The following is a 24,643-nucleotide window of genomic DNA, read 5'->3' on the forward strand; positions in this document are numbered from 1 at the left end:
AAACGCTCTACTGCCCCAGGTGGGTGAACCCTGCCCACGCGCTCAAGTCATGCGGGTCGATACGGCTCACCCGGCCTCTGAGGCTGTCCGGGAGTCCGTCCGGCAGTTCGCGGTCCGGGTTGAGCATCCAGAGCTGGGCCCTGCGCAGCGCCCGCGCCGGGGGTTCGCCGTGGGTGCGCAGATAGTGGTGGGTGAGGTACATCAGCACCGAGGTCGCCTCGTCCGGCACCGGCCACAGCGAGCCGACCACCGAGCGGGCCCCGGCCACCAGGAAGGCGGTGGCCAGGGTGTACGCCTCGTTGTGGCCCCGGCCCGAGACATGGCTGCGGCACGCCGCGAGCAGCACCAGGCCGAGTCTGCCGCCGCCGGGGCCGACCGCCTCCGTCAGCTCTTCGGCCGCCAACTGGCCGCCGCTGAGGGAGAGATAGGCGCTGCGCCGGGCGTTGGCGGCGACGGAGGCGTGACAGGCGAGGTGCAGCACACCGGCGCCCTCCTCGCCGGGCTCGGGCACCGAGCGCAGCCAGTCCAGCACCTCGCGCGGGGTGCCCTCGCCGTCGGCGGGGCCGGTGGTGCGGCGGCCCAGGAAGCGGCCGCCGGGGTAGAAGGCGCGCTGCACGGCGTCGGCCTCCTCGCCTGCGTAGTACAGGTCGCCGGTCGGGTTGCCGACGACCAGCGCGGCGCCGGTGAGGGCGGGTGCGGGGCGGGCGGCGACCAGGCAGAGGAGGCGGGCGGAGGCGGCGTAGGAGATCTCGGCGGCCTGAAGGGCGAACTGGCGTCCGCGCGGGCCGCCCGCCTGCCAGGCGGCGTGCCACGGGACGAGGCCGAGGGTGCCCATCGGCACCAGGACCAGCCGGGGCTGCCGCCCCTGCGGCATCTCGAACGCCTCCAGCAGCGGCCGCATCCCGGCGTACCAGGCCCAGCCGCACAGGCGGTCGAGCTGCGCGCGCAGCGTCGGGGGCGCGCCGCCGGTGCCGCCGCTGCTGCCGTGGTAGCCGGGGACGGGGCCGAGGTCTCGGGGGTCGCGAAGGTCGCGGGGGGCGCGGGGGGCGCGGGGGGCGCGGGGGGCGCGGGGGGCGCGGGGGGCGCGGGGGGCGCGGGGGGCGCGGGGGGCGCGGGGGGCGTCGGGCTCCGCCCGCCCGGCACCGAGCGGCACGCCCGCCGGTGCGTACTCCCGTAGCGGCGCCGCGTCCTGGGTGAGGGTCGGCAGGGGTACGGAGTGCACGCTGCCGCCCGAGGTGACGACGACCGCCGTACCGGCGACGTCGTCGGAGGCCGGGACCAGATACACCAGGGCGTCCTTGCCGAGGGAGCGCAGGGCGCGGCCGATCTCGTCGGGGGCGGGCGGATCGAGGAGCAGGGCGGCCTGGGGGTCGTTCCCGTCCGTCAGCGCCGTCAGGACCCGGCGGCGCAGCGAGCTGGGCGCGGTCGGCGGCGCCTGCGCGGCGCTGAACGGGTCCGAGGGGGTCTGCGTGGCGTCCGCGCCGGAGGCCCGCCATTCGGCGGCGAGGTCGGCGTGGCCCGCGGCGGTCAGCAGGCCGGGTACGCCGGTGGAGGTCACCGCCGCGTGCAGGACCAGGCCGCGGCAGGCGTCCAGGGCGCGCAGGGCCTCCTCTGGGCGGTCGTCCGTGAGGCACCATCCGGCGACCTCCAGCGCCGTCTCGGTGGCCTCCGCGGCGGCGACCGTGGCGTGATCGGTGCCGGACTGGAGCAGCGCGGCCCAGGCGTGGCCGCGCAGCGAGTCGAGGCCGATACGGCGGGCGGCGGCACGGTCGCGGCGGGCGGAGTCGTCGCGCATGCGGTAGGCGCGGGCGAGGTTGAGACCGGTGAGGGCGTAGAGGCGGTTCTCGGGGCCCTTGGCCTCGGCGACTGCGTTCTCCAGGTGGGTGATGCCGCGTGCGAGGCGGTTGCGGGCCCACACGCGGTCGATCTGGAGGGTCGCCAGGGCACAGTGGGCCATGCCCAGGGTGTTGGCGTACCGAAGCCGGTTGTGGCCGCCGGGGTCGGAGAGGTCGTGGGCCTCCTGGAGCAGCCGTGCGGCCTCCAGCAGTCCGGGTCCGTCCTTGGCGCGGCCCGCCCGGCTGAACCGGGAGATGCCGTTGTCGCCGAGCACCCAGGCGCGGTGGTCGCGGGGCAACCGGGCGGCTTGGCGGCGCAGTTCGGCGACGGTCGGGCGGCCGGACAGCGGCGGCAGCGGCGGCGCCCCGAGAGCGCGGGCGAGGTTGTCGCGCTGGGAGCGGGCGTTCTCCAGGAGGGTGAGGATCTCGATCCGCGTCGTGTCCTCGTCGCTCATCTCGGCGTGGCCCGCCGTGAGCCGGGCGATGGCGGCGTCCGCAGCGGGCAGGTCACCGTGGCCGACCGCGGCCATCACGTCGAAGCCCGCCTGCTGGAGGTCCATGGTGCGGCGGAGGTCGGCCGGCAGCGCCGGGTTGTCCCGCAGCCGCTGCCAGGCCTCGCGGCCTGCTTCCAGGTCGTCGGTGCCGCCACCGGTCTGGCCCCGCTGGGTCTGCGCCAGGAGGCGGGCGAGGTCGAAGCTGTACTCCCCGCTCGCCCCGCCCGCGGCCTCGGCCTGGTCGAAGTGGGCGAGGGCCTCGTCCAGGCCGCCGCTGGTACGGATCTGCTCCTGGCCGAGCAGCGCCGCGCCGGTCACGGCGTGCGCCTGACCGCGCCAGGCGGGATCCACGTCGGCGCGTTCCATGATGGCGTCGGTCAGTTCACGCCGGTGTTCGGGAGTGACGAAGGCGCCGTCGGGGTCGAACACGGCGAGGCTGCCGAGGAGCAGTGCGGCGATCCTCCCGCGGGCCTCACTGCCGGGCTCGGCCCCGCGCACCTGGGCGAGGGCCTGTTCGAAGTACTCACGGCGACGTTCGACACCCGCCATGTCCCGTCCGACGCCGGGCAGATGCTCGTCCCGGGAGACGTCGATGAGGTTCCGGCCCGACGTCAGCTCCTGGAACAGGACTCCGATGTCTTTCAGGACGGCCGTCGGGTCGACACCTTCCGGCACTCCGTCGGTCATGGGGAAGAGCCCCCGGTCGGCAAGGACGTAGCGGGCCCAGATGTCCATCGTGCGGGAGACCGTCTTGAGGTCGAGGGGGTCGTTCTCCTGGGCGAGGATGAGACCGGTCGCGTCGAGGACGTCCCGGGCGCGCTGCGGATCGCCGTCGTCCAGGTAGCGGACCTGCTGGAACGCGGCGAGGAACATCGCGGTCGCGGTGACGTCGCCGTCACGCTCGAACTGCCACTCGGCGATGGCGCGCCGGATCAGGGCCACGGCGCGGTCACGGCCCTCGTCGTCGTCACGTTCGGCGGCCCGCTCGTACAGCAGGCGTCCGAATCCGTCGAGGTAGTGGGGCACCAGTCCGGCCACCGTCTCCGGGTCGGCGAGCAGCCGGGTGAGCTCCACCTCGGCGGCCGCGGCGTGGGAGCGGTCCTTCCAGGTGGACCAGATCAGCATGCGGATGAAGACCGAGTTCAGCTCGGCCTCCGTGGCCCACTCCGGTGCCGGGCCGCCGCGGAGGCGGGCCTCGGTGAGGGCGGTGCTGTAGGCGTCGCGGGCGGCCTCCAGCTCGTCGCGGTCGCCGACGGCCCGGCCGTGCACCAACTGGGCGAAGGCCAGGCTCTGGCGCAGCTCGGGCAGGTCGTCGGCACCGGGGGGCGTGGCCTGGAGGGCGGTGCGGTAGTGCCGTACGGCCTCGGCGGCGTCGTCGACGGAGCCGAAGCCGATGGCGCGCTCCAGGTGGAGGAAGGCCAGGGTGGTGCGGAGCTGGGTCGCCTCCACGGTGTCCGGGGCCGTGCTGTCCGGAGCCGCGGTGTCCGGGGCCGCGGTGTCCGGGGCCGCGGTGTCCGGGGCCGCGGTGTCCGGGGCCGCGGTGTCCGGGGCCGCGGTGTCCGGGGCCGGTCCCTCCGGACCGTCCGGACCGTCCGGGTCCGCGCCGTCTGGTCCCGCGCCCTCCGGACCGTCCGGGCCTGCGCCATCCGGGCCGTCCGCAACGTCCGGTTCCGCGCCACCCGGGCCGTCCGCGCCACCCGGGCCGTCCGCGCCACCCGGGCCGTCCGCGCCAGCCGGGCCGTCCGCGCCAGCCGGTTCCGCGTCGTCCGGTCCCGCTACGGCGGTGAGGGCGTCCGCGTTGCGGCGCAGGGCCTCGTCGAGCAGGGCCCTCTCGTCATCGTCCGGGTCACGGCGCTGGTAGCGGATCTCGGCGCAGGCGGCGAGGAGGGTGCGGGCGAGGTGCCGTACGTCGGCGAAGTCGGGGTCGGCGGCGGGCAGGCCGGGCGCGCCCTCGGTCAGCAACCGCCATACCTCGTCCATGAGTCCACGCGACGGTTCGAGGTCGTACCGCAAGGCGCGCAGATGGGCGAACAGGATCCGCCAGGCCGCCCACACCGCCGTGTCACCCGCGGCCTCGCGCTCCGCCACGACGGCGGGGTCGGCGAAGGCGTGCTCGAACGCCTCGACGGCGAGGGAGGCGTCCTCCTCGTCCTCGCCCCGCTCCTTGAGCGTGTACAGCCGGTGGCTCAGCTCCCCCGCGTAGCCGCACAGCGAGGCGGCGTCCGGGTCGCCGGAGGACAACCGGGCGATCTCGGCGAGGACTTCGTCGCGTTCTGCGGTGATGTCGGCGATGAGCTCGGCCAACTCGACTGCGTTGTCGGACATATGAGGATTCTGCTACGCCGCCCCGCTATCGGGGGGCCAGTCTCGCGAAGTAGGGCTGGAGCACGGAGTCGAGCCAGCGCAGGCCCTCCTCGGTGCCGAAGTCCACGTCGTGGCCGTCGACTTCCTCCAGTGCGCCGGGTGGGCAGCGGTCGCCGAAGAGCACGACCGTACGGTCGCCGGGCTCGCGCTTGGACGCCCAGACGAAGCCCTGCGCCCAGGGATCGGTGTGCCGGCGGATCCAGTGGGCCCAGTCCCGGGTGTAGGCGTACTCGGCGGCCTCGGTCTGGACGAGCCAGCTGTCCTGGTGGACGCCCGCCAGATCCTGGGCGTTCATCAGGGCGACCACCCCGAGGTCGGCGGTGAGCCGCAGGGTGCTGAGGCGGCGCCGCTCGACGGCGACCCGGGGCAGCAGGCGGGGGCCGCCGGACGGGTCGAAGGGCAGGGAGCGCAGCAGGGTCTCGCAGACGGCGGCGGCCGGGGTGGTACCGGCGTAGAGGTAGCCGTAGCGGTCGCACAGGGTGGCGTCGAAGCGGCCGCCGCCGTAGAGGCAGTGCGCGGGGCGCGGGTTGAAGTCCGCGGGGTCGCGGCGCGCGGAGTGGACGCGGTGCAGCAGGGTGCCCCGCGCGAGCATCGCCTTGGCCGGGGTGGCCGTCAGGGCCTCGGGCGGCCGGTAGTTCGGCACGGTCGGTCAGCTCTTTTCTTCCTCGGCGGCAGACACCGTCGTCTCTTCTTCCTCGGCGGTACGCACCCTCGTCACTCCTCCCCCGTCGGGACCGGCTCCTCGCCCGTCGGGACCAGTTCCTCCCCCCGCCGGGCACTACCCCTCCTCCATCAGGAACCGCGCCGTGTCCGCGAGCCGGCGGTCGTTGCCGGTGCCGAGGAGTCCGGCCGGGGCGGTGCCGAGCCAGGCGTTGGACGACAGCCACCAGTCGGCGGCGCCCCACGGGTCGTGGGCGGCGTCGAGCAGTTCGTTGACCTCCAGGACGACCAGCCAGGGCAAAGTGCCCTCGGAGAACTGGAACTGCGGGAGCTGCGGGCGGCCCCCGGCGCCGGGCAGCCGGATCAGTTCGGGCGCGTAGGGGTCGCCGCCGCGCCGCAGAACGGTGTCGGCGTCCAGCGCGGGCGCGGCGAGCAGCCGGTCGCGGACCGGGCCGAGGACGGGGCCGACCATGCGGTGGCCGTCGAGGACGAGCACGGCGAGGTCCTCGGCGTGGAAGCCCAGATGGGTGACGGGGGCGTCGAGGGTGCCGGTGCTCAACCGGCTCTCCTGGAGGGCGAATTCGTCGGGCAGCGCCTGGCGCAGCAGTCCGGCGGCCTCCTCGGCGGCCCGGTCGCGGGTACCCAGGTCGGCGCGGCCGTGACGTACGACGGCGAGCAGGGCGGCCAGGCGTTCCCGGGTGGGCTCGGCGATACGGCCCGCGATCCGGTCCCATTGGGCGGCCGCCGCGGCGAGCACGGCGTACGGGTTCACGGTCACTTGTTCCCCCTCCTCGCGTTCGAATGCCGGTTTCCCGGGTCCGTGCTCCCAGGTCTCGGGTCTGTGCTCCCTGCTCCCGGGTCTCGGGTCCCGGTCCGGCCTACGGTCGGCGTCGCTCACTCAGCAGCCGTTCCAGCAGGTCGGCGCGGGCATGGCGGCGTACGACGAGGTGGACGTCCCAGTCGGCGCCGCGGGCCAGCTCGGCCTCCACGGCCGCCCACAGCGCGCCGAAGCTCTCCAGCGGCGGCAGCCCGCCCCGCCCGGCGCCGAGCAGGGGCAGGCACAGCGAGGTGAGCGGCGGGTCGTAGCGCTCGGTCTCCTCGGCGAGCAGCCGGAAGACCCGGGTGACTCCGCGGGTGATGTCGGCGGGCTGGACGTCGTAGTCGTTGGTGCCGGGGCGGGGCACGGCCACGGCCACGTGGTAGATGCGCCGCACGCCCTGGTCGGCGAGCGTGCCGGACGAGGTGGCGGCGACGGTGCCCGGCAGGGCCGCCCGGCCGGGAGTCCCGTGCCGGACGGCCCACCCCCGCAGCTCGTCGTGGACCAGGTCCTCGACGAGCGCCCCCGTGGGGTCGGTGCGCGCTCCCGCGCGGCGCAGGGTCGCCGCGATGGACGACTTGTACGTCGCGGGCAGCGCGAAGTGCGTGTTCGACGGCGAGACGACGACATCGACGTCCCGCAGCAGATCGACGGAGTGGACGTGCAGGGTGACGGGGACGGTGCGGTTGTGCACATACGGGTGTACGACGCGGTGGGCGGCGGCCAGCCGGTCGGGGCGGGCCGTGCCGGAGCCGGTGTCGGTCCCGTACATGCTGTCGGTGCCGGGCCGGCCGCCGGTGACGGTGCGGGAGGCGATGTCGAGCAGTTGCTCGGTGATCTGCCCCAGCACCATCAGCTCCTGGTGCTTGCGGAACCGTTCGACACTCACCCCGTACACCTCCGCGGCGCGCCTGCGCCGGTCGGCGGCGGGCCAGTCGCGGGTGCCCTGGGCGAGGCCCAGGCTGTACTCGGCGGCCGTCTGGAGCGTGCCACCGCCGATCGCTCCGACCGCGTCACGCAGCAGCCTCTCGACCGCGTGCGCGGGTAACTCCCCCTGTTCTCCCGGGCGTTCCCTGGCTATCCGGGTGAGTTCGGGAGTGTCGAGTCCGCGCAGTCTGACGACCCCGGCCCGCCGCACCGTCCTCACCTCCGCGAGTACCGCTCCGTGGTCCGGCAAGTGAGGGGGCTGCGGCATGGGAGTCAGGTTCCCATTGCCGCCTCCGCCCTCACAAGCCGTTCCGTTGCTCCCCTCCTCCATTGGACACCCGGGGGCCGGTCGGGAGCCGGTCGGTTGCGGGGCGAAGTCCGGTCCTGCTTCGGTGAGATGACGGTTAGTCAGCCGGAGGCCCGGCGAGGTCGGTCAGAGGCCCGGCGAGAGTCGGTCAGCCAGAGCCCCGGCGAGCATCAGGGGCGCCGGAGTACTCACCGCCGACCGCCTCCGCCGTACGGCGCAGTGTCGGCAGCAGCGCGAGGAGGTCCGCGGTGCCCACGGCCGCGCTCGGCGCGGAGACGGAGATCGCCGCGACGACCCGCCCGTCCGCACCCCGCACGGGCGCGGCGACACAGTTGACGGACTTCTCGTGGCCGCCGAGATCGACGGCCCAGCCCTGCTCGCGCACGGCCGCCAGCTCCGTGAGGAAGGCGGCGGCGTCCGGGGTCGAACGGGGCGTGTGGCGCGGGTAGTCGAGCCGCTCGGCGACCGTGCGGCGCTCCGCCTCCGGCAGATCGGCGAGGAGCACCTTGGCGACGGCGGCCACGGTGATCGCGAGGGGGCTGCCGATCCGCGAGTACATGCGCACCGGGTGGCGGCTGTCCACCTTGTCGACGTACAGCACCTCGCCGTCCTCGTACACCGCGAGATGCACGGTGTGCCCGCACTCCGCGCCCAGCCGTTCGAGATGGGGATGGGCGATCTCGCGGACGTCGAGGTTCTCCACCGCCTCCTGGGCGAGCGCGAAGAGGCGGACACCGAGCCGGTAGCGCTGGTCGGACTGGCGGTATACGAGGCCGTGTTCGTGGAGGGTGCGCAGGATGCGCAGGGCCGTGGACTTGTGGACGCCGAGATGACCGGCGACCCGTCCGAGATCGGCGGGCCCCTCGGCGAGCAGCGGCAGAACCCGCAGGGCGCGGTCGACACTCTGACTCATGGGGTGCTGGCCTCCTCCGGGCCGTGCGGCGGGGTTCGCGACGGGGCGGGGATCGTACGGACGCCGGAAAGCGTTGGCCGAGTGCGAGCCGTCCCTGGGGTGTCACTGCGCGGACAGGCCGCAGACAGAGTGCGCGGGCAGTATGTGGCCGGTGCATTGACCTCGTTCGCCCGAGATGTTAGACAGCGGCGAGCACCAAGCGCAACGAATATTGCGTGACGCGCAACACACCAGCTCAGGGAGGCTCCTCCATGGCCCGTGACCTCGGCAAGGAAGCTCTCGACCGCCTGGCTCGTCTGGCGGAGGAACGCGTGGACCACCGTTTCAAGGGCCTCCCGCCGGACGCGGACGGCCTGACCGTCGGCGCGCTCGCCGCCCAGCGCCGCAATCTCTTCACCGGCGGTTTCACCACCCCGGTCCTGGCACTGTCCGCCGAGCGCCTGGCGCACAACCTGCGGCTGATGGAGACGTACGCGGTCCGGCACGGCCTCGCCTTCGCGCCGCACGGCAAGACCTCCATGGCGCCGCAGCTGTTCCACCGTCAGATCGAGTACGGCGCCTGGGGCATCACGCTCGCCGTGCCGCACCAGGTGCGGGTGGCACGGGAGTTCGGGGTGAGCCGGGTCTTCCTGGCCAACGAGCTCGTCGACCCGGCCGCCCTGCGCTGGATCGCCGGACAGCTCGCCGCCGACCCGGAGTTCCGGTTCGTCTGCTACGTCGACTCGGTGCGCGGGGCCGAGTCGATGGACGCGGCACTCGCGGGCGTCGCGCCGCATCCGGTGGACGTCGTGGTCGAGCTGGCCGCCGGTGCGGGCGCCCGCACCGGGGTGCGTACGGAGGCGGAGTGCGGGGCGGTGGCCGACGCGGTCGCCGCGGCCCGTGCCCTGCGGCTTGTGGGCGTGGCCGGGTACGAGGGCGAGGTGCCGGACGCCGACCCGGAGCGGGTGCACGACTGGCTGCGCCGACTGGTCGCGCTGGCCGTGGAGTTCGACAAGGCGGGGCGCTTCAGCGGCCTCGACGAGATCATCGTGAGCGCGGGCGGCAGCGCCTGGTTCGACGCGGTGGCCGAGGTGTTCGCAGGCATCCCCGAGCTCTCCGCCCCGGTGCTGAAGCTGCTTCGCTCCGGGGCGTACGTCTCGCACGACGACGGTCACTACCGGCGTCTGACCCCCTTCAACCGGGTGCCCGAAGAAGGCGCGCTGGAACCGGCGTTCAGGCTGTGGACGCAGGTCGTGTCACGGCCGTCGCCGGAGCAGGCGTTCGTCAACGCGGGCAAGCGGGACGCGGCGTACGACCTTGGTCTGCCCGTAGCCCAGGTGGTGCGCCGGGAGGGCATCGAGCGGGTGGCCACCGGCATCACGGTCACCGCCCTGTCCGATCAGCATGCCTGGCTGCACACCGGGCCGGAGGCGGATCTCCGGGTCGGCGACTGGGTGGGCCTCGGGCTGTCGCATCCGTGCACGGTCTTCGACAAGTGGCCGCTGATCCCGGTGGCGGAGGCGGACGGGACGGTCGTGGAGTACCTGCGGACGTACTTCTGACGGACGTACTTCTGAGCACGAGCAGGCTGAACACGAGCAAGCTGAACGCGATCGGGCTGAGCACGAGCACGCACGAAACCCCGTTGGCGGGAGGGAGGCCGGGAGGAATGGAAGAGCTGGTCATCCGGGACGCCGATGTCGTGGACGGCACGGGCGGCGACGCGTACCGCGCGGACGTCGTGGTCGACCGCGGGCGGATCGTCTCGATCGTCAAGGAGGCGGCCGCCGCCGGCTGCCAGCGCCCCAAGGCGGTACGGGAGCTGGACGCCGAGGGCCTGGTGCTGTCCCCCGGTTTCATCGACATGCACGCGCACAGCGATCTCGCCCTGCTGCGCGACCCCGAGCACCTCGCCAAGACCGCGCAGGGCGTGACGCTGGAGGTGCTCGGCCAGGACGGGCTGTCGTACGCGCCCGTCGACGACCGCACCCTGGAGGAGGTGCGCCGGGCGGTCACCGGCTGGAACGGGTACGGCGACGACCTCGACGACCTCGAAGAAGGTGGCGGCAGTGGCTTCGGCTGGCGGTCGGTGGCCGGGTATCTGGACCGCCTCGACCGCGGGATCGCCGTCAACGCCGCGTATCTGGTCCCGCAGGGCACCGTCCGGGCGATGGTCGTCGGCTGGGAGGACCGTCCGGCGACACCCGGGGAGCTGGACCGGATGCGGCAGTTGGTCGCCCAGGGCCTGGAACAGGGCGCCGTGGGCATGTCGTCCGGGCTCACCTACGCGCCCGGGATGTACGCCGACACGGCCGAACTCACCGAACTGTGCCGGGTGGTGGCCGCGTACGGCGGCTACTACTGCCCGCACCACCGCTCCTACGGTGCGAACGCTCTCGCCGCTTACGCGGAGATGATCGCCGTCGCCCGCGAGGCGGACTGCCCGCTGCATCTCACCCACGCCACCCTGAATTTCGGCGTCAACGAGGGCCGCGCGCCCGAACTGCTGGCGCTGCTGGACAAGGCGCTGGCGGACGGCGCCGATCTCACCCTCGACACCTACCCCTACACCCCCGGCTGCACCACCCTGGCCGCCCTGCTGCCGAGCTGGGCGAGCGAGGGCGGCCCGGAGCGGCTGCTCGAGCGGCTCGCGGACGACACGACCGCCGAGCGGATCCGGCACGACCTGGAGGTCACCGGCGCCGACGGCTGCCACGGCGTACCCGTCGCATGGGACACGGTCGAGATCTCCGGGGTGACGGACCCGGCGCTCGGGGAGTTCACCGGCCGTACAGTCGCGCAGGCGGCCCGGCTGCGCGGCGAGACCCCCTGGACGACCGCCCGCCGGCTGCTGCTGCGGGACCGGCTCGGGCCAACGGTCCTCCAGCACGTGGGCCACGAGGAGAACGTACGGGCCGTCATGCGGCACCGCGTCCACACCGGCGGCTCCGACGGCATCCTGGTCGGCGCCAAGCCCCATCCGCGGGCCCACGGCACCTTCCCGCACTACCTCGGCCGGTATGTGCGGGAGCTGGGCGTGCTGTCGCTGGAGGAATGCGTCGCACATCTCACCGGACGCCCGGCGGCCCGGCTGCGGCTGCCGGACCGGGGGCTCGTGCGTGAGGGGTACCGGGCCGACCTGGTGCTGTTCGACCCGGCGACGGTGGCGGCGGGGGCCACCTTCGAGCAGCCGCGCGCGCTGCCCGTCGGCATCCCGTACGTGCTGGTCGACGGGCGGTTCGTGATCGAGGACGGGCGGCGCACCGACGTGCTGGCGGGGCGGGCGGTACGCCGCACTCCGGCGTGACCGCCCGCCCGGGCCGGGGCTAGGACGCGGCTACGGCTTGGGCAGGGTGCAGCCGCTGGCGCTGAGGTTCAGCTTGTTGCCGGTCGTGAAGCAGGCCGGGATCTGGTAGGTCTCCTCGGCGTAGTTGATGCCCTTGCGGACAGTCACATTGCCGCTGGCGTCCACCTCGCAGGGGTTGTCCAGGGTGCAGGTCTGGCCGTCCTCGTTGCCGGTGTTGTTGACGGCGACGACCTTGCCGGTGGAGTTGTCGATCACCGGCGACCCGGAGGTGCCGCCGATGGTCTGGCAGGCCGAGGTGTAGCGGACGGAGTCCTTCCAGGTCCAGACGTCCTCCTTGAGCCGGTAGACGAACCCGTCGATGGCGCAGGAGTACGTCGCCTTCCAGTACCCGGAGACGACTGTGATGGCGGTGCCGACCGTCGGGTGGGTGTCCTGGAGGGTGAGCGCGCTGATGCCGTACGTGCTCTTGATCTGGGCGTACGTGGTGGTGAGCTGGTAGATCGTGACGTCCGTGTCGGTCATCGTCGAGTAGGCGACCTTGCTGGCGCGCAGGGTGCCGACCCGGGTGGCCGAGGAGTTGAGCAGGCCGAAGGTGCGGCTGGACGCCTGGTCGACGATGACCTCGCCCGGGTCGGGGAACCCGGTCTCCAGGCAGTGGCCGTTGGTCATGACCAGCGCGGGGTCGGTGTCCGCCGAGGCGGGGAAGCGGATGACCGAGCCCGAGCAGTTGCTGAGCGAGACGGTACCGGCGAAGGTCACGGCCCGGAGCGTGGGCGCCACAGCCTTCGTGGACGTGACCGTGGATGTGGTCTTTGTAGCGGCGGCCTTGGTGCCGGTGGCCGTGGCCGTGCCTCCCTGCGTCGCGGCGGCCGCGGGTGCTGCCATGCCCGCCCCGGTGATCACCAGGGCCGCGAGCGTGGCGAGGAGAGGCTTCTTCATGTGGGGGTCCCCTCTACGGACGGAAGCGACCGGAGATCTTCCGGCCGCCCTCGTTCTTGTCATGGGCATTGTGATGGGCGGGGAAGGTCACCACAAGAAGCCGGATGCGGCCCGCCGCACGGGCGGACCGCATTCCCCATCACCGCAGAGCGCTCCCAGAGCGCTCCTACTTGGGCCCGCCGTTCCCCCGTCCGTGCCCCCGCCCCGAGTTGCCCGGGGCCGTGCCAGCCGCACCGGACGCACTCGCCGTGGGCGTGGACGCCGTACTGGACCGCGCCGTGGCCGTACCGCCCCCGCCCGCCGAGGCCGAGGCGGAAGCCCGGCCCGAGGCGGTCCCGGCGGAGGCCGAGGCCGAACCGCCACCCCCGCTGCTCGCCGACGGCGACGCCGAAGCCGACGGCGACGCCGCCGTGGCCGACGACGCGTCCTCGCTCGGCGATGTGTCCCCGGCGCTGGTCCCGGCCCGGCTGTCCTTCGCCCCGGGCCCGCCCGAGGAGGACCCGGAGAACGAGAACCCCGCGATCACTGCGGCGAGGGACACCGCCCCCATCGCGCCCATGGCCACCACGGCCTTGCGCGACCGGTTGGCCTGCCGCTTCTTCCGCGCCCGTCGCGCCGCGGCCCGCCCAGCAGCGGCACGGGCTCCGGGCGCGGCTGTGGCCGCGGCCGGGACCGCGGCGGCGGAGCCCCGGGCCGCCGGTGCCACGGCGAACGGCAGCGGCGCAGTGTCGTCGGGCGCGTTGCCGTCCGGCGCACCGGACACATCCACCGCACCGGCACCAGCACCCATTTCAGCCACATACGTCGTTTCAGCCATGGAGCCCATGCCCGCCCCACCGGCCCCACCGACCGCACCAGCCCGACCGCCCGCATAACCCGGATCCGGCCCGTCCGGCACCACCACCGGGAGCTGCGCCGTCTCGTCGTAGGCGTTCTGCCAGCCGTGCGCGGCCGCCGGGTCGCGGTACTCGTCGTAGGAGGGCGCCTCGGCGGCTTGCGGGAGGTAGACGTTCGGCGGCGCGGCGGGGGTGGCGGGCACGCCGGTGGCGTCGGCGGCACTGCCGGTGGCGTCGTTCGCGCCGGTCATGCCGTACCTCCCGCCCGTCGAACGGAAGTGGACTGCGAATGCCTGGACATGGCCGGAAATTGTAGAGAGGACAGGGGCACCAGGGACAGTCACTGTGGACAACACCCCAAACCGGGCGTCTCACGTGGCGGAAAACACGACCCAAGAGGCGTTACCGAGCCGTAAGCTCCCTCACATGCAGGTGATCCAGTCGACCAAGCTCGCCAACGTCTGTTACGAGATCCGGGGCCCGGTGCTCGAGGAGGCGATGCGGCTCGAAGCGGCGGGTCACCGCATCCTCAAGCTCAACACCGGCAACCCTGCGGCGTTCGGCTTCGAGTGCCCCTCCGAGATCCTGGAGGACATCCTCCGCAATGTGTCGTCGGCGCACGGCTACGGCGACGCGAAGGGGCTGCTGGCCGCCCGCCGCGCGGTGGTGATGCACAACCAGACCCTCGGCATCGAGACCGACGTGGAGCACGTCTTCATCGGCAACGGCGTCTCCGAGCTGATCGTGATGGCGATGCAGGCGCTGCTGGACGACGGCGACGAGGTTCTCGTACCGGCGCCGGACTACCCGCTGTGGACGGCGGCCGTCTCCCTGTCCGGCGGCACGGCGGTGCACTACCGCTGCGACGAGCAGTCCGACTGGATGCCCGACCTCGCCGACATAGAGCGCAAGATCACCGATCGCACCAAGGCGATCGTCATCATCAACCCCAACAACCCCACCGGCGCGGTCTACGACCGGGCCCTGCTCACGGCGCTGACGGACCTGGCGCGCCGCCACAATCTGCTGGTCTGCTCCGACGAGATCTACGACAAGATCCTCTACGACGACGCCGTGCACATCCCCACCGCGTCGGTCGCCCCCGATCTGCTCACCCTCACCTTCAACGGCATGTCGAAGGCGTACCGGGTGGCCGGGTACCGGGTGGGCTGGATGGCGATCTCCGGACCGCGCACGCACGCCGACTCCTACATCGAGGGCCTGACGATCCTGGCGAACATGCGGCTGTGCGCCAACATGCCCGGCCAGCACGGTGTGGTCGCCGCGCTCAGCGGCCGCCAGACCATCAACGACCTGGTACTGCCGGGCGGGCGACTGCGGGAGCAGTTGGACGTGGCACACCGACTGCTCACCGAGATCCCGGGCGTGACCTGCGTGAAGCCCAGGGGCGCGCTGTATCTGTTCCCGCGGCTCGACCCCAAGGTCTTCAAGATCAAGGACGACCGCCAGATGGTGCTGGACCTACTGCGCCGCGAGAAGATCATGGTCGTGCACGGCACCGGCTTCAACTGGCCGGAGCCGGACCACTTCCGGGTGGTCACCCTGCCGACAGCCGGTGATCTGCGTGACGCGATGACCCGGATCGGGAACTTCCTGGACGGCTACAGCCAGCCCTGACGGCTGGCCCCGACCGGACACCACTCACTCTCCGTAGTCTCCGTCACCTATTTTGCGACGACCCCAAACTTTAGACGAGATCTAAGCTAGGATGGCTTCTGCCACTGCACAGGAGGCCATCCATGTATGAACCGATCCGTACCAAGTCAGTCCACCGGTCGGTCCCCAGCGAGATGGCCGGCACCGCCTCGGACTTCCCGCACCGGTCGCGAGAGGAGGAGCTGGACATCCAGCTCGCGGGTCATCTCGCGGCACTGCTGGCCGTCACGGACGACCTGCGCGCCCTGGCCCCGTCCGCCGATCTCGACGACGCAGCCGAACAGCTGGCACACCAGGTCGCCCGGCTGCGCGGCGGCCACGCCCCGCCCCGCGGCACGATGTCCGCCGCCGACGCCCGCCCCGCCGCGCTGCACCGGCGCGCCCACACCCTCGCAGGCCGCGCCCTGGTCGTGGCCGCCTCCCGCGCGGACACCGCGGCGGCCATCCTCGCCGCCGAACGGATGGACGCCCACGCCGCCGCACAGGAGCTCAGCGCAGCCTGCTGACCTGACCCTTCACCGGGTCCCCCGACGGCCCCGGCCCGCGTGCACCGCAGAGACGCGCGGACCGGGCGCCACACCCTCCTGGCGAGCCCACCCCGCAGCCCTCCCCACGAGCCCCCGCGGGCCTCCACGCCCCCACGAGCCCCCGCGGGCCTTCACGGCCCCCCACGGGCCCGGCAAGGACGGAACAGCCCATTCCGGCAATCCCGTTGCACAACGGGTACGCCACGTCACCTCACGTTCACCTGAACTCCGGTCAGTTGTCGCCTTCCGCGAGCACTCTCCCCGGTGTGAGACGTATCGCAGGGATAGTCCTCGCGGTGTTGCTGATCGGCGGAGTGGTGGCTGCCGTCGTCGCGGGCCGGGACTCGGGGGACAAGGGCACGGCAACGAAGACCGTGCGTGGTGTGATCGGTTCGGAGAAGGCGGAGTTCTTCTCCGATCCCGCTGTGGTGAAGGCCCTCGCCGCCAAGGGCTACACCGTGAAGACGGAGTCGTCCGGGTCCTGGGCCATGGAGGGCCTTGACCTCAAGGGCTACGACTTCGCCTTCCCCTCCAGCCAGTCGCCCGCCAATGAACTGGCCGCGAAGTACCACGTGCGGACGCCGCTGCCGCGGCCCTTCTACTCGCCGCTTGTGGTGGTGGCCCACCGCAGCGCCGCCCAGGTGCTCGCCGCCAACGGCCTGGCCACGCTGGACGTCAAGAGCCGCGGCACCCTGAAGATGGCCGCCTATCTCGACGCCGCCGGGCACGACCGGACCTGGCAGCAGCTCAAGGGCACCGCCGGACACGGGGAGCTGACCGGCACCCTGTACATCTCCAGCACCGACCCGGAGAGTTCCAACTCCGGCGCGCTGTATCTCGCCGCCGCCTCCTATGTCGCCCTCGGCGGCAAGGTCGCCGCGAGCGAGGCCGACGTCGACAAGACGGCACCGCTGCTGCACAAGCTGGTGAGTGTGCAGGGCGCCCAGCAGTCCAGCACGGACTCGGCGTTCCGGGACTTCATCAGCGGGGCGGGCAATCCGCTGGTGCTGGTGTACGAGTCGCAGGTGGCCGCTCTGCTCAGCGAGCAGCACACCGCCGACGACCTCGTGGTGCTCTACCCGGACACCACGGTCAACAGCGACCACACCGTCGTACCGCTCACCGAGAACGGCCGTACGCTCGCCGGGCTCCTCAGCGACGACCCGGTGCTGCGCAAGCTCGCCGTCAAGCACGGTTTCCGGCCACAGGGCGACACCGCCGAGTTCACCTCGGCCACCGCCCGACTCGCCACCTATCTGAACCAGTCGTTCGCCGGGGTCCGGCAGGCGCCCGTGCCCACCTCCAAGGTGCTGCACGAGATGGCGCAGCGGGCCCGCGGCTAGGGGGGACAGCACATGACCAGCAGTAGCGACGGGGAGTTCACGCTCACCCCGCCCCAGAGCGATCTCACCCTCACCCCGCCCGAGCCGGTCGCGGCCGTGCCGCGCGACAAGGCGGGCGGGCTCGTCCCCGTCGAGGACGGGGTGCGCACCGACATGGCACGCAAGGCGAGCGCCTACGTCGAGTCGCTCGCCGCCCTCGACGCCCGCTCCCCGGAGTTCGCCGGGAAGGTCGGCGAGATCACGGCGCTCGGCGCGGGTGAGATGCGCACCGCGACCGCGCAGTCCAACCGGATGCTGGAGCGGGCCGTGCGCAGCCTGCCGGACAAGGGCGGCGACGCATCGTCGAAGGTCGCGGGCTCGCTGGTGGAACTGCGCCGTGTCGTCGAGGACCTGGACCCGCGCGACCTGCCCGCGGGCAGGGGCCGCAAGTTCCTCTCCCGGCTGCCCGGCGGCAACAAGCTGCGCGACCACGTCGCCAAGTACGCTTCCTCGCAGACCACGTTGAACCGGATCGTCGGCTCGCTGCGCGGCGGGCAGGACGAACTGCGGCGCGACAACGCCGCGTTGCAGACCGAGCGGGTGCGCCTGTGGGAGACCATGGGCAAGCTCCAGGAGTACGTCGTGCTCGCGGAGGCGCTCGACACCGCCGTCGAGGGGCACATCACCGCCGCCGACCCCGAGCAGGCCGACACCCTACGGGCCGACGTGCTCTTCCCGGTCCGGCAGAAGCACCAGGACCTGCTCACCCAGCTCGCGGTGTGCGCACAGGGCTACCTCGCCATGGACGTCGTACGGCGCAACAACGACGAGCTGATCAAGGGTGTGGAGCGGGCCGCCACGACCACCGTGTCGGCGCTGCGCATCTCCGTGATGCTGGCCTCGGCGCTGGAGAACCAGAAGAAGGTCGTCGAGCAGGTCAACGCGCTGCGCGGCACCACCGAGGACCTGATCCGCGGCAACGCCGAGATGCTCGCCACGCAGAGCGGCGAGATCCAGCGCATCGCCGCCGACCCCGCCGTGGGCGTGGAGACACTGCGCTCGGCGTTCCAGCAGATCTACCGCACCCTCGACGCCATCGACACCTACAAGGTCCAGGCGACCGAGGCGATGGCGTCGACGGTGTTGTCGCTGACGTCCGAACTCCAGTCGGCGAGCGCCTACTTGGAGCGCAGCCGCGCCAAGGGCGAGCTGGAGGGCGGGCTCACATGACCACGAGACGACCGCTGGCGGCGGCCCTCGCCGCCTCCACCCTCGCCACGGCAGCCCTGCTGACCGGCTGCTCCTCCTCATCGGGCGACGACAAGCCCGACGACCCCACCGCCCCCAAGGCCGGCACGCTGCGGGTCCTCGCCTCCAGCGAACTCAGCGACATGACGGCCGTGTTCGAGAAGGTCCGCAAGGACACCGGCATCACGATCCGGCCCACCTACATGGGCACCCTCGACGCCGTCGACCTGGTCGCCAAGGGCAAGGCCGACAAGGCCTACGACGCCCTGTGGCTGTCGTCCGACGACTATCTGCGGCTGCGCCCGGAGGCGGCGAAGAAGGTGGTGTCCGAGACCCCGGTGATGTCCAGCCCGGTCGCCCTCGGGGTGAAACCGGCCACCGTCAAGGCCCTCGGCTGGCAGCCGGACCAGGTCACCTGGTCGCAAGTGGCGAAGGCGGTGCGGGACGGCAAGCTGACGTACGGCATGACCGACCCGGCGCGCTCCAACTCCGGCTTCTCCACGCTGGTCTCGGTCGCCTCGGCGCTCTCCGGCGCCCAGTCCGCACTCACCGACGCCGACGTGGCGAAGGCGACCCCGCAGCTCAAGGAGTTCTTCAAGGGGCAGAAGCTGACGTCGGGTTCGTCGGGCTGGCTGGCGACGGCGTACAAGCGGCGCGGCAATGTGGACGCCCTGCTCAACTACGAGTCCGTCCTCATGGACATCGGCGACCTCACCGTGATCCGCCCCCACGACGGTGTCGTCACCGCCGACTACCCGCTCTCCTCACTCGCCGCGTCCAGCGCCACGACCCGGGAGAACGTCCGCCGGGTGACCGACGATCTGCGCACCACGGCCGTGCAGAAACTGATCACGGACACCACCCACCGCCGCCCGGTGATCGCCTCCGTGCTTCCCGCGACGGGCCTCGGCACCGACCGGCGGCGCGAACTGCCCTTCCCGGGCAGCCGTTCCGTCGCCGACGGGCTGCTCGACTCGTACGAGAACGAGCTGCGCCGCCCCTCCCGCACGGTGTACGTACTCGACACCTCCGGCTCGATGGAGGGCGACCGGCTGTCCCGGCTGAAGAAGGCCCTCACCGGGCTCACCGGCGACTTCCGGGAGCGTGAGGAGGTCACGCTGATGCCGTTCGGGTCGGACGTGAAGAGCGTGCGCACCCATGTCGTGGAACCGTCCGACCCGCAGCAGGGTCTCGCCGCGATCCGGCGCGACACCGCGGGCCTGAGCGCCGACGGCGGCACGGCCATCTACACGTCGCTGGAGAAGGCGTACGACCATCTCGGCCTCGACGGCGACTCGTTCACCTCGATCGTGCTGATGACGGACGGCGAGAACACGGCCGGGGCGAAGGCCGGGGACTTCGACACGTTCTACGCCCGGCTCACCGGCACACAGCGGGACACCCCCGTCTTCCCCATCGTCTTCGGCGACTCGGACCGCTCCGAGCTCCGGCACATCGCCGATCTGACCGGCGGCCGCCTCTTCGACGCCCAGAACGGCTCGCTGGACGGCGCCTTCGAGGAGATCCGTGGCTACCAGTAGAGCCCTCGGCTACCTTGAGTCCCGCAAGAACATCACGGGCAGCGCCTGCGGTCTGGTGGGCCTGGTGCTCACGTTCACCGGGGTGGCGGGGCCGTACTGGCCGGTCGTAGTGGCCGGGCTGTACGGCGCGGGCGCGCTGATCGCCCCGCCGGAGCGGCCCGCCCTGCCGGACTTCCCCGACCCGTCCGCGCAACTCGACGAGGTGCGGCAGGACTTCGAGAAGCTGCGCGGCTATCTCGCCGAGGTCGGACTGCCACAGGCCGCGGCCGAGCGGGCCGGACGGCTCGACGAGGTCCTCACCGCACTGCTAGTGCCGCGACAGGCAACGTTCGCCCCGTCGCGACGCCCGGCACGCACTCTCGCCGCACCGGCCGAAGACCCGAGTACGTCCACTACGAGGGCCTCCGGCCGGCACGCCGAGAGCACGCACCGGACGCCGCTCCTTCACGGGCAAACGTTGCCTGCCACGGCACTGGACCCCGGCTGGGCCGCCGAGCTGCTCGCCCAGGACCCCGAGGGACTGCACATCCTGGCGCGCGCCGTACGGCAGGACATCCCGGAGGCCGTCGACGCCTACGCCCGCACCCGCTGGTGGACCCGACTGACCCCGGGCCAGCAGCCGCCCGAGGACCATCTGGTGCGCCAGCTGTCCCTGATCGACGAGGAGGTCCGGCAGCTGGCCGACACCCTGCGCGACACGGAGGCCAGGCGCCAGGAGACGCACACCCGCTATCTGGAGGACCGCTCGCAGTAGGCACGGGAAGGGAACGGCGAGGGCCTGCCGGAGCCTCCCCGCCGCCCCGCCGGGGCGTGGCCGGGGACGCGGCAGCAGGCCGGAACCCCGCACGCCGTTGTACGGGGCCTCGCCTGTTCAGGGATGACCGGGGCGACCAGGGCCACCGGTCTCAGGGGTGACCGCAGCGACTAGGGCCACCGGTCTCACGGGTGGGTGACCGCGGCCGGTCGTGACGATCGCTGGTCGGGGTACGCCGACCGGCCGCGGAGTCGTACGGAGTCGTACGGAGTGGTGCGGAGTGGTGCGGAGGCCGGTGCTCAGCCCAGGCGCTCCACGAGTGCGCGGTACTGGTCCCACAGTTCCTTCGGGGTGTGGTCCCCGAAGGTGTTGAGGTGCTCGGGCACCAGGGCGGCCTCCTCGCGCCAGACCTCCTTGTCCACTGTGAGCAGAAGGTCCAGGTCGTTCTCGGACAGCGCGAGCCCCGTGGTGTCGAGTGCGTCCCGGGTCGGCAGCACGCCGATCGGGGTCTCGACGCCCTCGGCGGTGCCGCCGATGCGCTCGACGACCCACTTCAGGACGCGGCTGTTCTCGCCGAAGCCCGGCCAGACGAACTGTCCCGCGTCGTTCTTGCGGAACCAGTTGACGTAGTAGATCCTCGGCAGCTTCGCCGGGTCCTTGCCCTTGGCCAGGTCGATCCAGTGGCCCATGTAGTCGCCCATGTTGTAGCCGCAGAACGGCAGCATCGCGAAGGGGTCGCGGCGCAGCTCGCCGACCTTGCCCTCGGCCGCGGCGGTCTTCTCGGAGGCCACGTTGGCGCCGAGGAAGACTCCGTGGTCCCAGTCGAAGGACTCCGTCACCAGCGGTACGGCGCTGGCGCGGCGCCCGCCGAAGAGGATCGCCGAGATCGGCACGCCCCGCGGGTCCTCCCACTCGGGCGCGATGATCGGGCACTGGGCGGCCGGCACGGTGAAGCGGGCGTTCGGGTGCGCGGCCGGGGTGGCGGAGGCAGGCGTCCAGTCGTTGCCCTTCCAGTCCGTCAGACGGGCGGGCGGCTCCTCGGTCATGCCCTCCCACCACACGTCGCTGTCCTCGGTGAGAGCGACGTTGGTGAAGATCGCGTTGCCCCACATGGTCTTCATGGCGTTGGCGTTGGTGTGCTCGCCGGTGCCGGGCGCGACGCCGAAGAAGCCGGCCTCGGGGTTGATGGCGTAGAGGCGGCCGTCCTCGCCGAACCGCATCCAGGCGATGTCGTCGCCGATCGTCTCGACCGACCAGCCGGAGACCGTGGGCTCCAGCATGGCGAGGTTGGTCTTGCCGCAGGCGCTCGGGAAGGCGGCGGCGACGTAGTGGGCGGGGCCCTGCGGCGGGGTGAGCTTGAGGATCAGCATGTGCTCCGCCAGCCAGCCCTCGTCACGCGCCATGACGGAGGCGATGCGCAGGGCGTAGCACTTCTTGCCGAGCAGCGCGTTGCCGCCGTAGCCGGAGCCGTAGGACCAGATCTCGCGGGCCTCCGGGAAGTGCGAGATGTACTTGGTGGTGCTGCACGGCCAGGGCACATCGGCCTGGCCGGGCTCCAGCGGGGCGCCCACGGTGTGCACGGCCTTCACGTAGAAGCCGTCGGTGCCGAGCTCGTCGAGGACAGCCTGGCCCATACGCGTCATGATGCGCATGGAGACGGCGACGTAGGCGGAGTCGGTGATCTCCACGCCGATCGCGGAGAGCTTCGAGCCGAGCGGGCCCATGCAGAACGGGACGACATACATCGTCCGGCCGCGCATGGAGCCGCGGAATATGCCCTGCTCACCGGTGAAGACCTCGCGCATCTCGGCGGGGTCCGTCCAGTGGTTGGTGGGACCGGCGTCCTCCTCCTTCTCGGAGCAGATGAAGGTGCGGTCCTCGACCCGGGCCACGTCGCTGGGGTCGGATGCCGCGTAGTAGGAGTTCGGCCGCTCGATGGGGTCGAGCTTCTTGAAGGTGCCCTTCGTGACGAGTTCCTCGCACAGGCGCTCGTACTCGGCCTCTGATCCGTCGCACCAGACCACGTTGTCCGGCTGCGTGATGTCCGCGATCTCGTTGACCCACGAGATCAGGTGCTTGTGCTGAGTGGGAACGACGGGGGGAGCCGCGATGTCGCGCGCCACGATTGCTCCTAACTGAGGGATTTTTTGTTGGAGGCCCCGTGGGGGCTGCGACCCGGATGCACACAGGGGGCAACCGAGAGGTTCACCCCCGGGATACACCAGGTGGGGGAAGCCTCGCGATGCCCCGAACGGCACTCTCTCTGTCCGCACAACGAGTACCGGACCGCTCATCCGGTGCCGACCGCACTCATTTGATCCTCCGATGCGCGCGCCCATCTGTCCAGAGGACATCACATGTGAGCGGAGTGAGGAAGACCACGGTTGACGTGTGACTTTACGTGCACACAATGTGCGGCTAAAGATTCCTTTACAGTGATCGCCGGGCAAGCGCGGCGATCACGGCAGGGCCGGGAAGAGACACGCGGGCCAGGCGTGGCGTGAGACGATGGCCACTCTCAACCCCCGTACGGGCCCCACTCATCCGCAACTTACGGTCCCGTAGGTACGATGCTGGACATGACTGCGTCCGTCCCCGACGCGCCACTGGACACCGCGGCCGAAGGCGGCGGTTCCGTAGCGCTCTCCTTGCCGTATCCGATCAAGCCGAAGCTGCGCGGCTGGCTGCATCTCGGCATGTTTCCGGCCGTTCTCGTCGCCGGTCTCGTCCTCACGGCGCTGGCCGATTCCACCCGCGGCCGCATAGCCTGCGGCATCTACGTACTGACCGCCTGCCTGCTGTTCGGGGTGAGCGCGCTGTACCACCGGGGCAACTGGAGTCCGCGCATGGACGGCATCCTGCGCCGACTGGATCACGCCAATATTTTCCTGATCATCGCCGGCACCTACACCCCGCTGACCCTGCTGCTCCTGCCCGGGGGCAAGGGCCAGTGGCTGCTGTGGGGCATCTGGGCGGCCGCGGCGGCCGGCATCACTTTCCGGGTCTTCTGGGTCGGCGCCCCCCGCTGGCTCTACACCCCGTGCTACATCGCGATGGGCTGGGCGGCGGTCTTCTACCTGCCCGACTTCATGCGCGCCGGCGGCATCGCCGTCCTGGTCCTGGTGATCGTCGGCGGCGTCCTCTACAGCGCGGGCGGCGTGATCTACGGCATGAAGCGCCCCAACCCGTCACCGCGCTGGTTCGGCTTCCACGAGGTCTTCCACTCGCTGACCCTCGCGGCGTTCGTCGTGCACTACGTCGGCATCTCCCTGGTGGCGTACCAGCACGGCTAGCCGCCCCACCCGCACCCCGTCACCCCCGGAGGCCACGGCTACCAGCCGTGGCCTCCGCCGTGGTGGATGGCGGAGAATGACCGCCATGACGGCCGCACACTCGCCCTCGCACTCACCCGCGCACTCGCCCTCCCCCTCGCACCTCGCTCCGGCCGACCGCCCACGGCTCGGCCTGCGTGAACGCAAGAAGATCAAGACGCGTGAAGGGATCCGCGCCGCGGCCTACGCCCTGATCCGGGAGCAGGGCTACGACGCGACGACCGTCGAGCAGATCGCCGAGCGGGCCGAGGTGTCGCCGTCGACCGTCTTCCGCTACTTCGCCACCAAGGAGGACATCGTCCTCACGGACGAGTACGACCCGGTCATGCTGGAGGAGCTGCGCAAGCGGCCGTCGGACGAGCCCTGGATGGACTCCGTCCGCTACATCATGCGGTACGCGATCAGCGCCACCGCGATGGAGGACCCCGTGGTCCTGAAGGCCCGGGCACGCCTGATGGTCGAGGTCCCGGCGGTCCGCTCGCGGATCATGGAGAGCATGTCGGGCACCGGCCGCGTGCTGGGCCAGGCCATCGCCGAGCGCACCGGGCTGGACCCGGAGTCGCTGGAGGTCCGGGTCTTCGCGATGTCCCTGGTCGGCGGCCTGATGGAGGTGATCCTCTACTGGGCCGAGCACGACCACGCGGACGAGCTGCCCGCCCTGGTGGAGCGTGCCCTGGACGTCATCGAGCAGGGCCTCCCGGCGAAAAAGGTCTAGGGCCTGTCCGGCGGATCAAGTCGGAGGAAACCGACGGGACCCATCAGGCCCAGGTGAGCGGGGGCTGGTGCGTGCAGCTGCAAGGCGGAGGAGGGAGTCGACGCGATGGGGGTCCCCCCTGTTCGAGCGCAGCCGAGAACTCGGGGGAG

The 24,643-nt window shown here is 72.1% G+C and carries 18 protein-coding genes; 10 read left to right on the forward strand and 8 right to left on the reverse strand.

What is annotated here, in order from left to right; translation table 11 throughout:
* Nucleotides 1-7: 7 nt before the first annotated feature.
* From ACSYGN_RS14710 to ACSYGN_RS14730, 5 genes are all read right to left on the reverse strand, one after another.
* Complete coding sequence (locus tag ACSYGN_RS14710) at nucleotides 8-4,654, reverse strand: CHAT domain-containing protein (RefSeq protein WP_460395685.1); 4,647 nt, start codon at nucleotides 4,652-4,654, stop codon at nucleotides 8-10.
* 25 nt (nucleotides 4,655-4,679) lie between these two features.
* Nucleotides 4,680-5,336 (reverse strand): RES family NAD+ phosphorylase, encoded by a 657-nt coding sequence (locus ACSYGN_RS14715; protein ID WP_460395686.1) that lies wholly within the window; start codon nucleotides 5,334-5,336, stop codon nucleotides 4,680-4,682.
* Nucleotides 5,337-5,471: 135 nt separating this feature from the next.
* Complete coding sequence (locus ACSYGN_RS14720; RefSeq protein WP_460395687.1) at nucleotides 5,472-6,131, reverse strand: hypothetical protein; 660 nt, start codon at nucleotides 6,129-6,131, stop codon at nucleotides 5,472-5,474.
* 100 nt (nucleotides 6,132-6,231) lie between these two features.
* Nucleotides 6,232-7,365, reverse strand: a complete 1,134-nt coding sequence (locus ACSYGN_RS14725; RefSeq protein WP_460395689.1) for a macro domain-containing protein — start codon at nucleotides 7,363-7,365, stop codon at nucleotides 6,232-6,234.
* Between the two features lie 187 nt (nucleotides 7,366-7,552).
* Entirely contained in the window at nucleotides 7,553-8,317 is a 765-nt protein-coding gene (locus tag ACSYGN_RS14730) for an IclR family transcriptional regulator (protein WP_460395691.1), read from the reverse strand.
* Between the two features lie 251 nt (nucleotides 8,318-8,568).
* Between ACSYGN_RS14730 and ACSYGN_RS14735 the strand changes: the two genes are divergently transcribed.
* Nucleotides 8,569-9,858, forward strand: a complete 1,290-nt coding sequence (locus ACSYGN_RS14735) for an amino acid deaminase (protein WP_460395693.1) — start codon at nucleotides 8,569-8,571, stop codon at nucleotides 9,856-9,858.
* Nucleotides 9,859-9,965: 107 nt separating this feature from the next.
* The gene (locus tag ACSYGN_RS14740) at nucleotides 9,966-11,603 is read left to right on the forward strand and encodes an N-acyl-D-amino-acid deacylase family protein (protein ID WP_460395695.1); all 1,638 of its coding nucleotides are present in this window, start codon (nucleotides 9,966-9,968) and stop codon (nucleotides 11,601-11,603) included.
* A 30-nt stretch (nucleotides 11,604-11,633) separates the two neighbouring features.
* Here ACSYGN_RS14740 and ACSYGN_RS14745 read toward each other — a convergent pair whose 3' ends face one another.
* Both ACSYGN_RS14745 and ACSYGN_RS14750 read right to left on the reverse strand, forming a co-directional pair.
* Nucleotides 11,634-12,542 (reverse strand): S1 family peptidase, encoded by a 909-nt coding sequence (locus ACSYGN_RS14745; protein WP_460395697.1) that lies wholly within the window; start codon nucleotides 12,540-12,542, stop codon nucleotides 11,634-11,636.
* Between the two features lie 166 nt (nucleotides 12,543-12,708).
* Nucleotides 12,709-13,629 carry a hypothetical protein gene (locus ACSYGN_RS14750; RefSeq protein ID WP_460395699.1) on the reverse strand — a complete coding sequence of 307 codons (921 nt, stop codon included), beginning with the start codon at nucleotides 13,627-13,629 and terminating at the stop codon, nucleotides 12,709-12,711.
* A 175-nt stretch (nucleotides 13,630-13,804) separates the two neighbouring features.
* On the opposite strand from ACSYGN_RS14750, the gene ACSYGN_RS14755 reads away from it, so the two are divergent.
* From ACSYGN_RS14755 to ACSYGN_RS14780, 6 genes are all read left to right on the forward strand, one after another.
* On the forward strand, nucleotides 13,805-15,016 hold the full coding sequence (locus ACSYGN_RS14755; RefSeq protein ID WP_460395701.1) for a pyridoxal phosphate-dependent aminotransferase: 1,212 nt from the start codon (nucleotides 13,805-13,807) through the stop codon (nucleotides 15,014-15,016).
* A gap of 122 nt (nucleotides 15,017-15,138) precedes the next feature.
* Complete coding sequence (locus ACSYGN_RS14760; protein ID WP_460395703.1) at nucleotides 15,139-15,561, forward strand: SCO4983 family protein; 423 nt, start codon at nucleotides 15,139-15,141, stop codon at nucleotides 15,559-15,561.
* Between the two features lie 287 nt (nucleotides 15,562-15,848).
* A complete protein-coding gene (locus ACSYGN_RS14765) occupies nucleotides 15,849-16,925 on the forward strand; it encodes a hypothetical protein (protein ID WP_460395705.1) in 1,077 nt (358 codons plus the stop codon).
* 12 nt (nucleotides 16,926-16,937) lie between these two features.
* Complete coding sequence (locus tag ACSYGN_RS14770; protein ID WP_460395707.1) at nucleotides 16,938-18,134, forward strand: toxic anion resistance protein; 1,197 nt, start codon at nucleotides 16,938-16,940, stop codon at nucleotides 18,132-18,134.
* Nucleotides 18,131-19,693, forward strand: coding sequence for a vWA domain-containing protein (locus tag ACSYGN_RS14775; protein ID WP_460395709.1), 1,563 nt, complete (start codon nucleotides 18,131-18,133; stop codon nucleotides 19,691-19,693). The genes ACSYGN_RS14770 and ACSYGN_RS14775 overlap by 4 nt, the downstream gene beginning before the upstream one ends.
* A complete protein-coding gene (locus tag ACSYGN_RS14780) occupies nucleotides 19,680-20,447 on the forward strand; it encodes a hypothetical protein (RefSeq protein ID WP_460395711.1) in 768 nt (255 codons plus the stop codon). Before ACSYGN_RS14775 ends, ACSYGN_RS14780 begins: the two co-directional genes overlap by 14 nt.
* Before the next feature lie 299 nt (nucleotides 20,448-20,746).
* On the opposite strand, the gene ACSYGN_RS14785 is transcribed toward ACSYGN_RS14780, so the two are convergent.
* On the reverse strand, nucleotides 20,747-22,570 hold the full coding sequence (locus tag ACSYGN_RS14785) for a phosphoenolpyruvate carboxykinase (GTP) (protein ID WP_460395713.1): 1,824 nt from the start codon (nucleotides 22,568-22,570) through the stop codon (nucleotides 20,747-20,749).
* A gap of 456 nt (nucleotides 22,571-23,026) precedes the next feature.
* On the opposite strand from ACSYGN_RS14785, the gene trhA reads away from it, so the two are divergent.
* Nucleotides 23,027-23,740 (forward strand): PAQR family membrane homeostasis protein TrhA, encoded by a 714-nt coding sequence (trhA, locus tag ACSYGN_RS14790; RefSeq protein ID WP_460395715.1) that lies wholly within the window; start codon nucleotides 23,027-23,029, stop codon nucleotides 23,738-23,740.
* An 85-nt stretch (nucleotides 23,741-23,825) separates the two neighbouring features.
* The gene (locus ACSYGN_RS14795) at nucleotides 23,826-24,494 is read left to right on the forward strand and encodes a TetR/AcrR family transcriptional regulator (RefSeq protein WP_460395717.1); all 669 of its coding nucleotides are present in this window, start codon (nucleotides 23,826-23,828) and stop codon (nucleotides 24,492-24,494) included.
* Nucleotides 24,495-24,643 lie beyond the last annotated feature (149 nt).

The organism is Streptomyces sp. YIM S03343 (assembly GCF_054729195.1).

Bases quoted from the DNA above. Each gene is read 5' to 3' on its own strand.
- ACSYGN_RS14755 (WP_460395701.1), top strand. From the start codon at position 13,805: ATGCAGGTGATCCAGTCGACCAAGCTCGCCAACGTCTGTTACGAGATC.
- ACSYGN_RS14710 (WP_460395685.1), bottom strand. From the start codon at position 4,654: ATGTCCGACAACGCAGTCGAGTTGGCCGAGCTCATCGCCGACATCACC.
- ACSYGN_RS14745 (WP_460395697.1), bottom strand. From the start codon at position 12,542: ATGAAGAAGCCTCTCCTCGCCACGCTCGCGGCCCTGGTGATCACCGGG.
- ACSYGN_RS14725 (WP_460395689.1), bottom strand. From the start codon at position 7,365: ATGCCGCAGCCCCCTCACTTGCCGGACCACGGAGCGGTACTCGCGGAG.
- ACSYGN_RS14770 (WP_460395707.1), top strand. From the start codon at position 16,938: ATGACCAGCAGTAGCGACGGGGAGTTCACGCTCACCCCGCCCCAGAGC.
- trhA (WP_460395715.1), top strand. From the start codon at position 23,027: ATGACTGCGTCCGTCCCCGACGCGCCACTGGACACCGCGGCCGAAGGC.
- ACSYGN_RS14750 (WP_460395699.1), bottom strand. From the start codon at position 13,629: ATGACCGGCGCGAACGACGCCACCGGCAGTGCCGCCGACGCCACCGGC.
- ACSYGN_RS14740 (WP_460395695.1), top strand. From the start codon at position 9,966: ATGGAAGAGCTGGTCATCCGGGACGCCGATGTCGTGGACGGCACGGGC.
- ACSYGN_RS14775 (WP_460395709.1), top strand. From the start codon at position 18,131: ATGACCACGAGACGACCGCTGGCGGCGGCCCTCGCCGCCTCCACCCTC.
- ACSYGN_RS14735 (WP_460395693.1), top strand. From the start codon at position 8,569: ATGGCCCGTGACCTCGGCAAGGAAGCTCTCGACCGCCTGGCTCGTCTG.
- ACSYGN_RS14795 (WP_460395717.1), top strand. From the start codon at position 23,826: ATGACGGCCGCACACTCGCCCTCGCACTCACCCGCGCACTCGCCCTCC.
- ACSYGN_RS14730 (WP_460395691.1), bottom strand. From the start codon at position 8,317: ATGAGTCAGAGTGTCGACCGCGCCCTGCGGGTTCTGCCGCTGCTCGCC.
- ACSYGN_RS14760 (WP_460395703.1), top strand. From the start codon at position 15,139: ATGTATGAACCGATCCGTACCAAGTCAGTCCACCGGTCGGTCCCCAGC.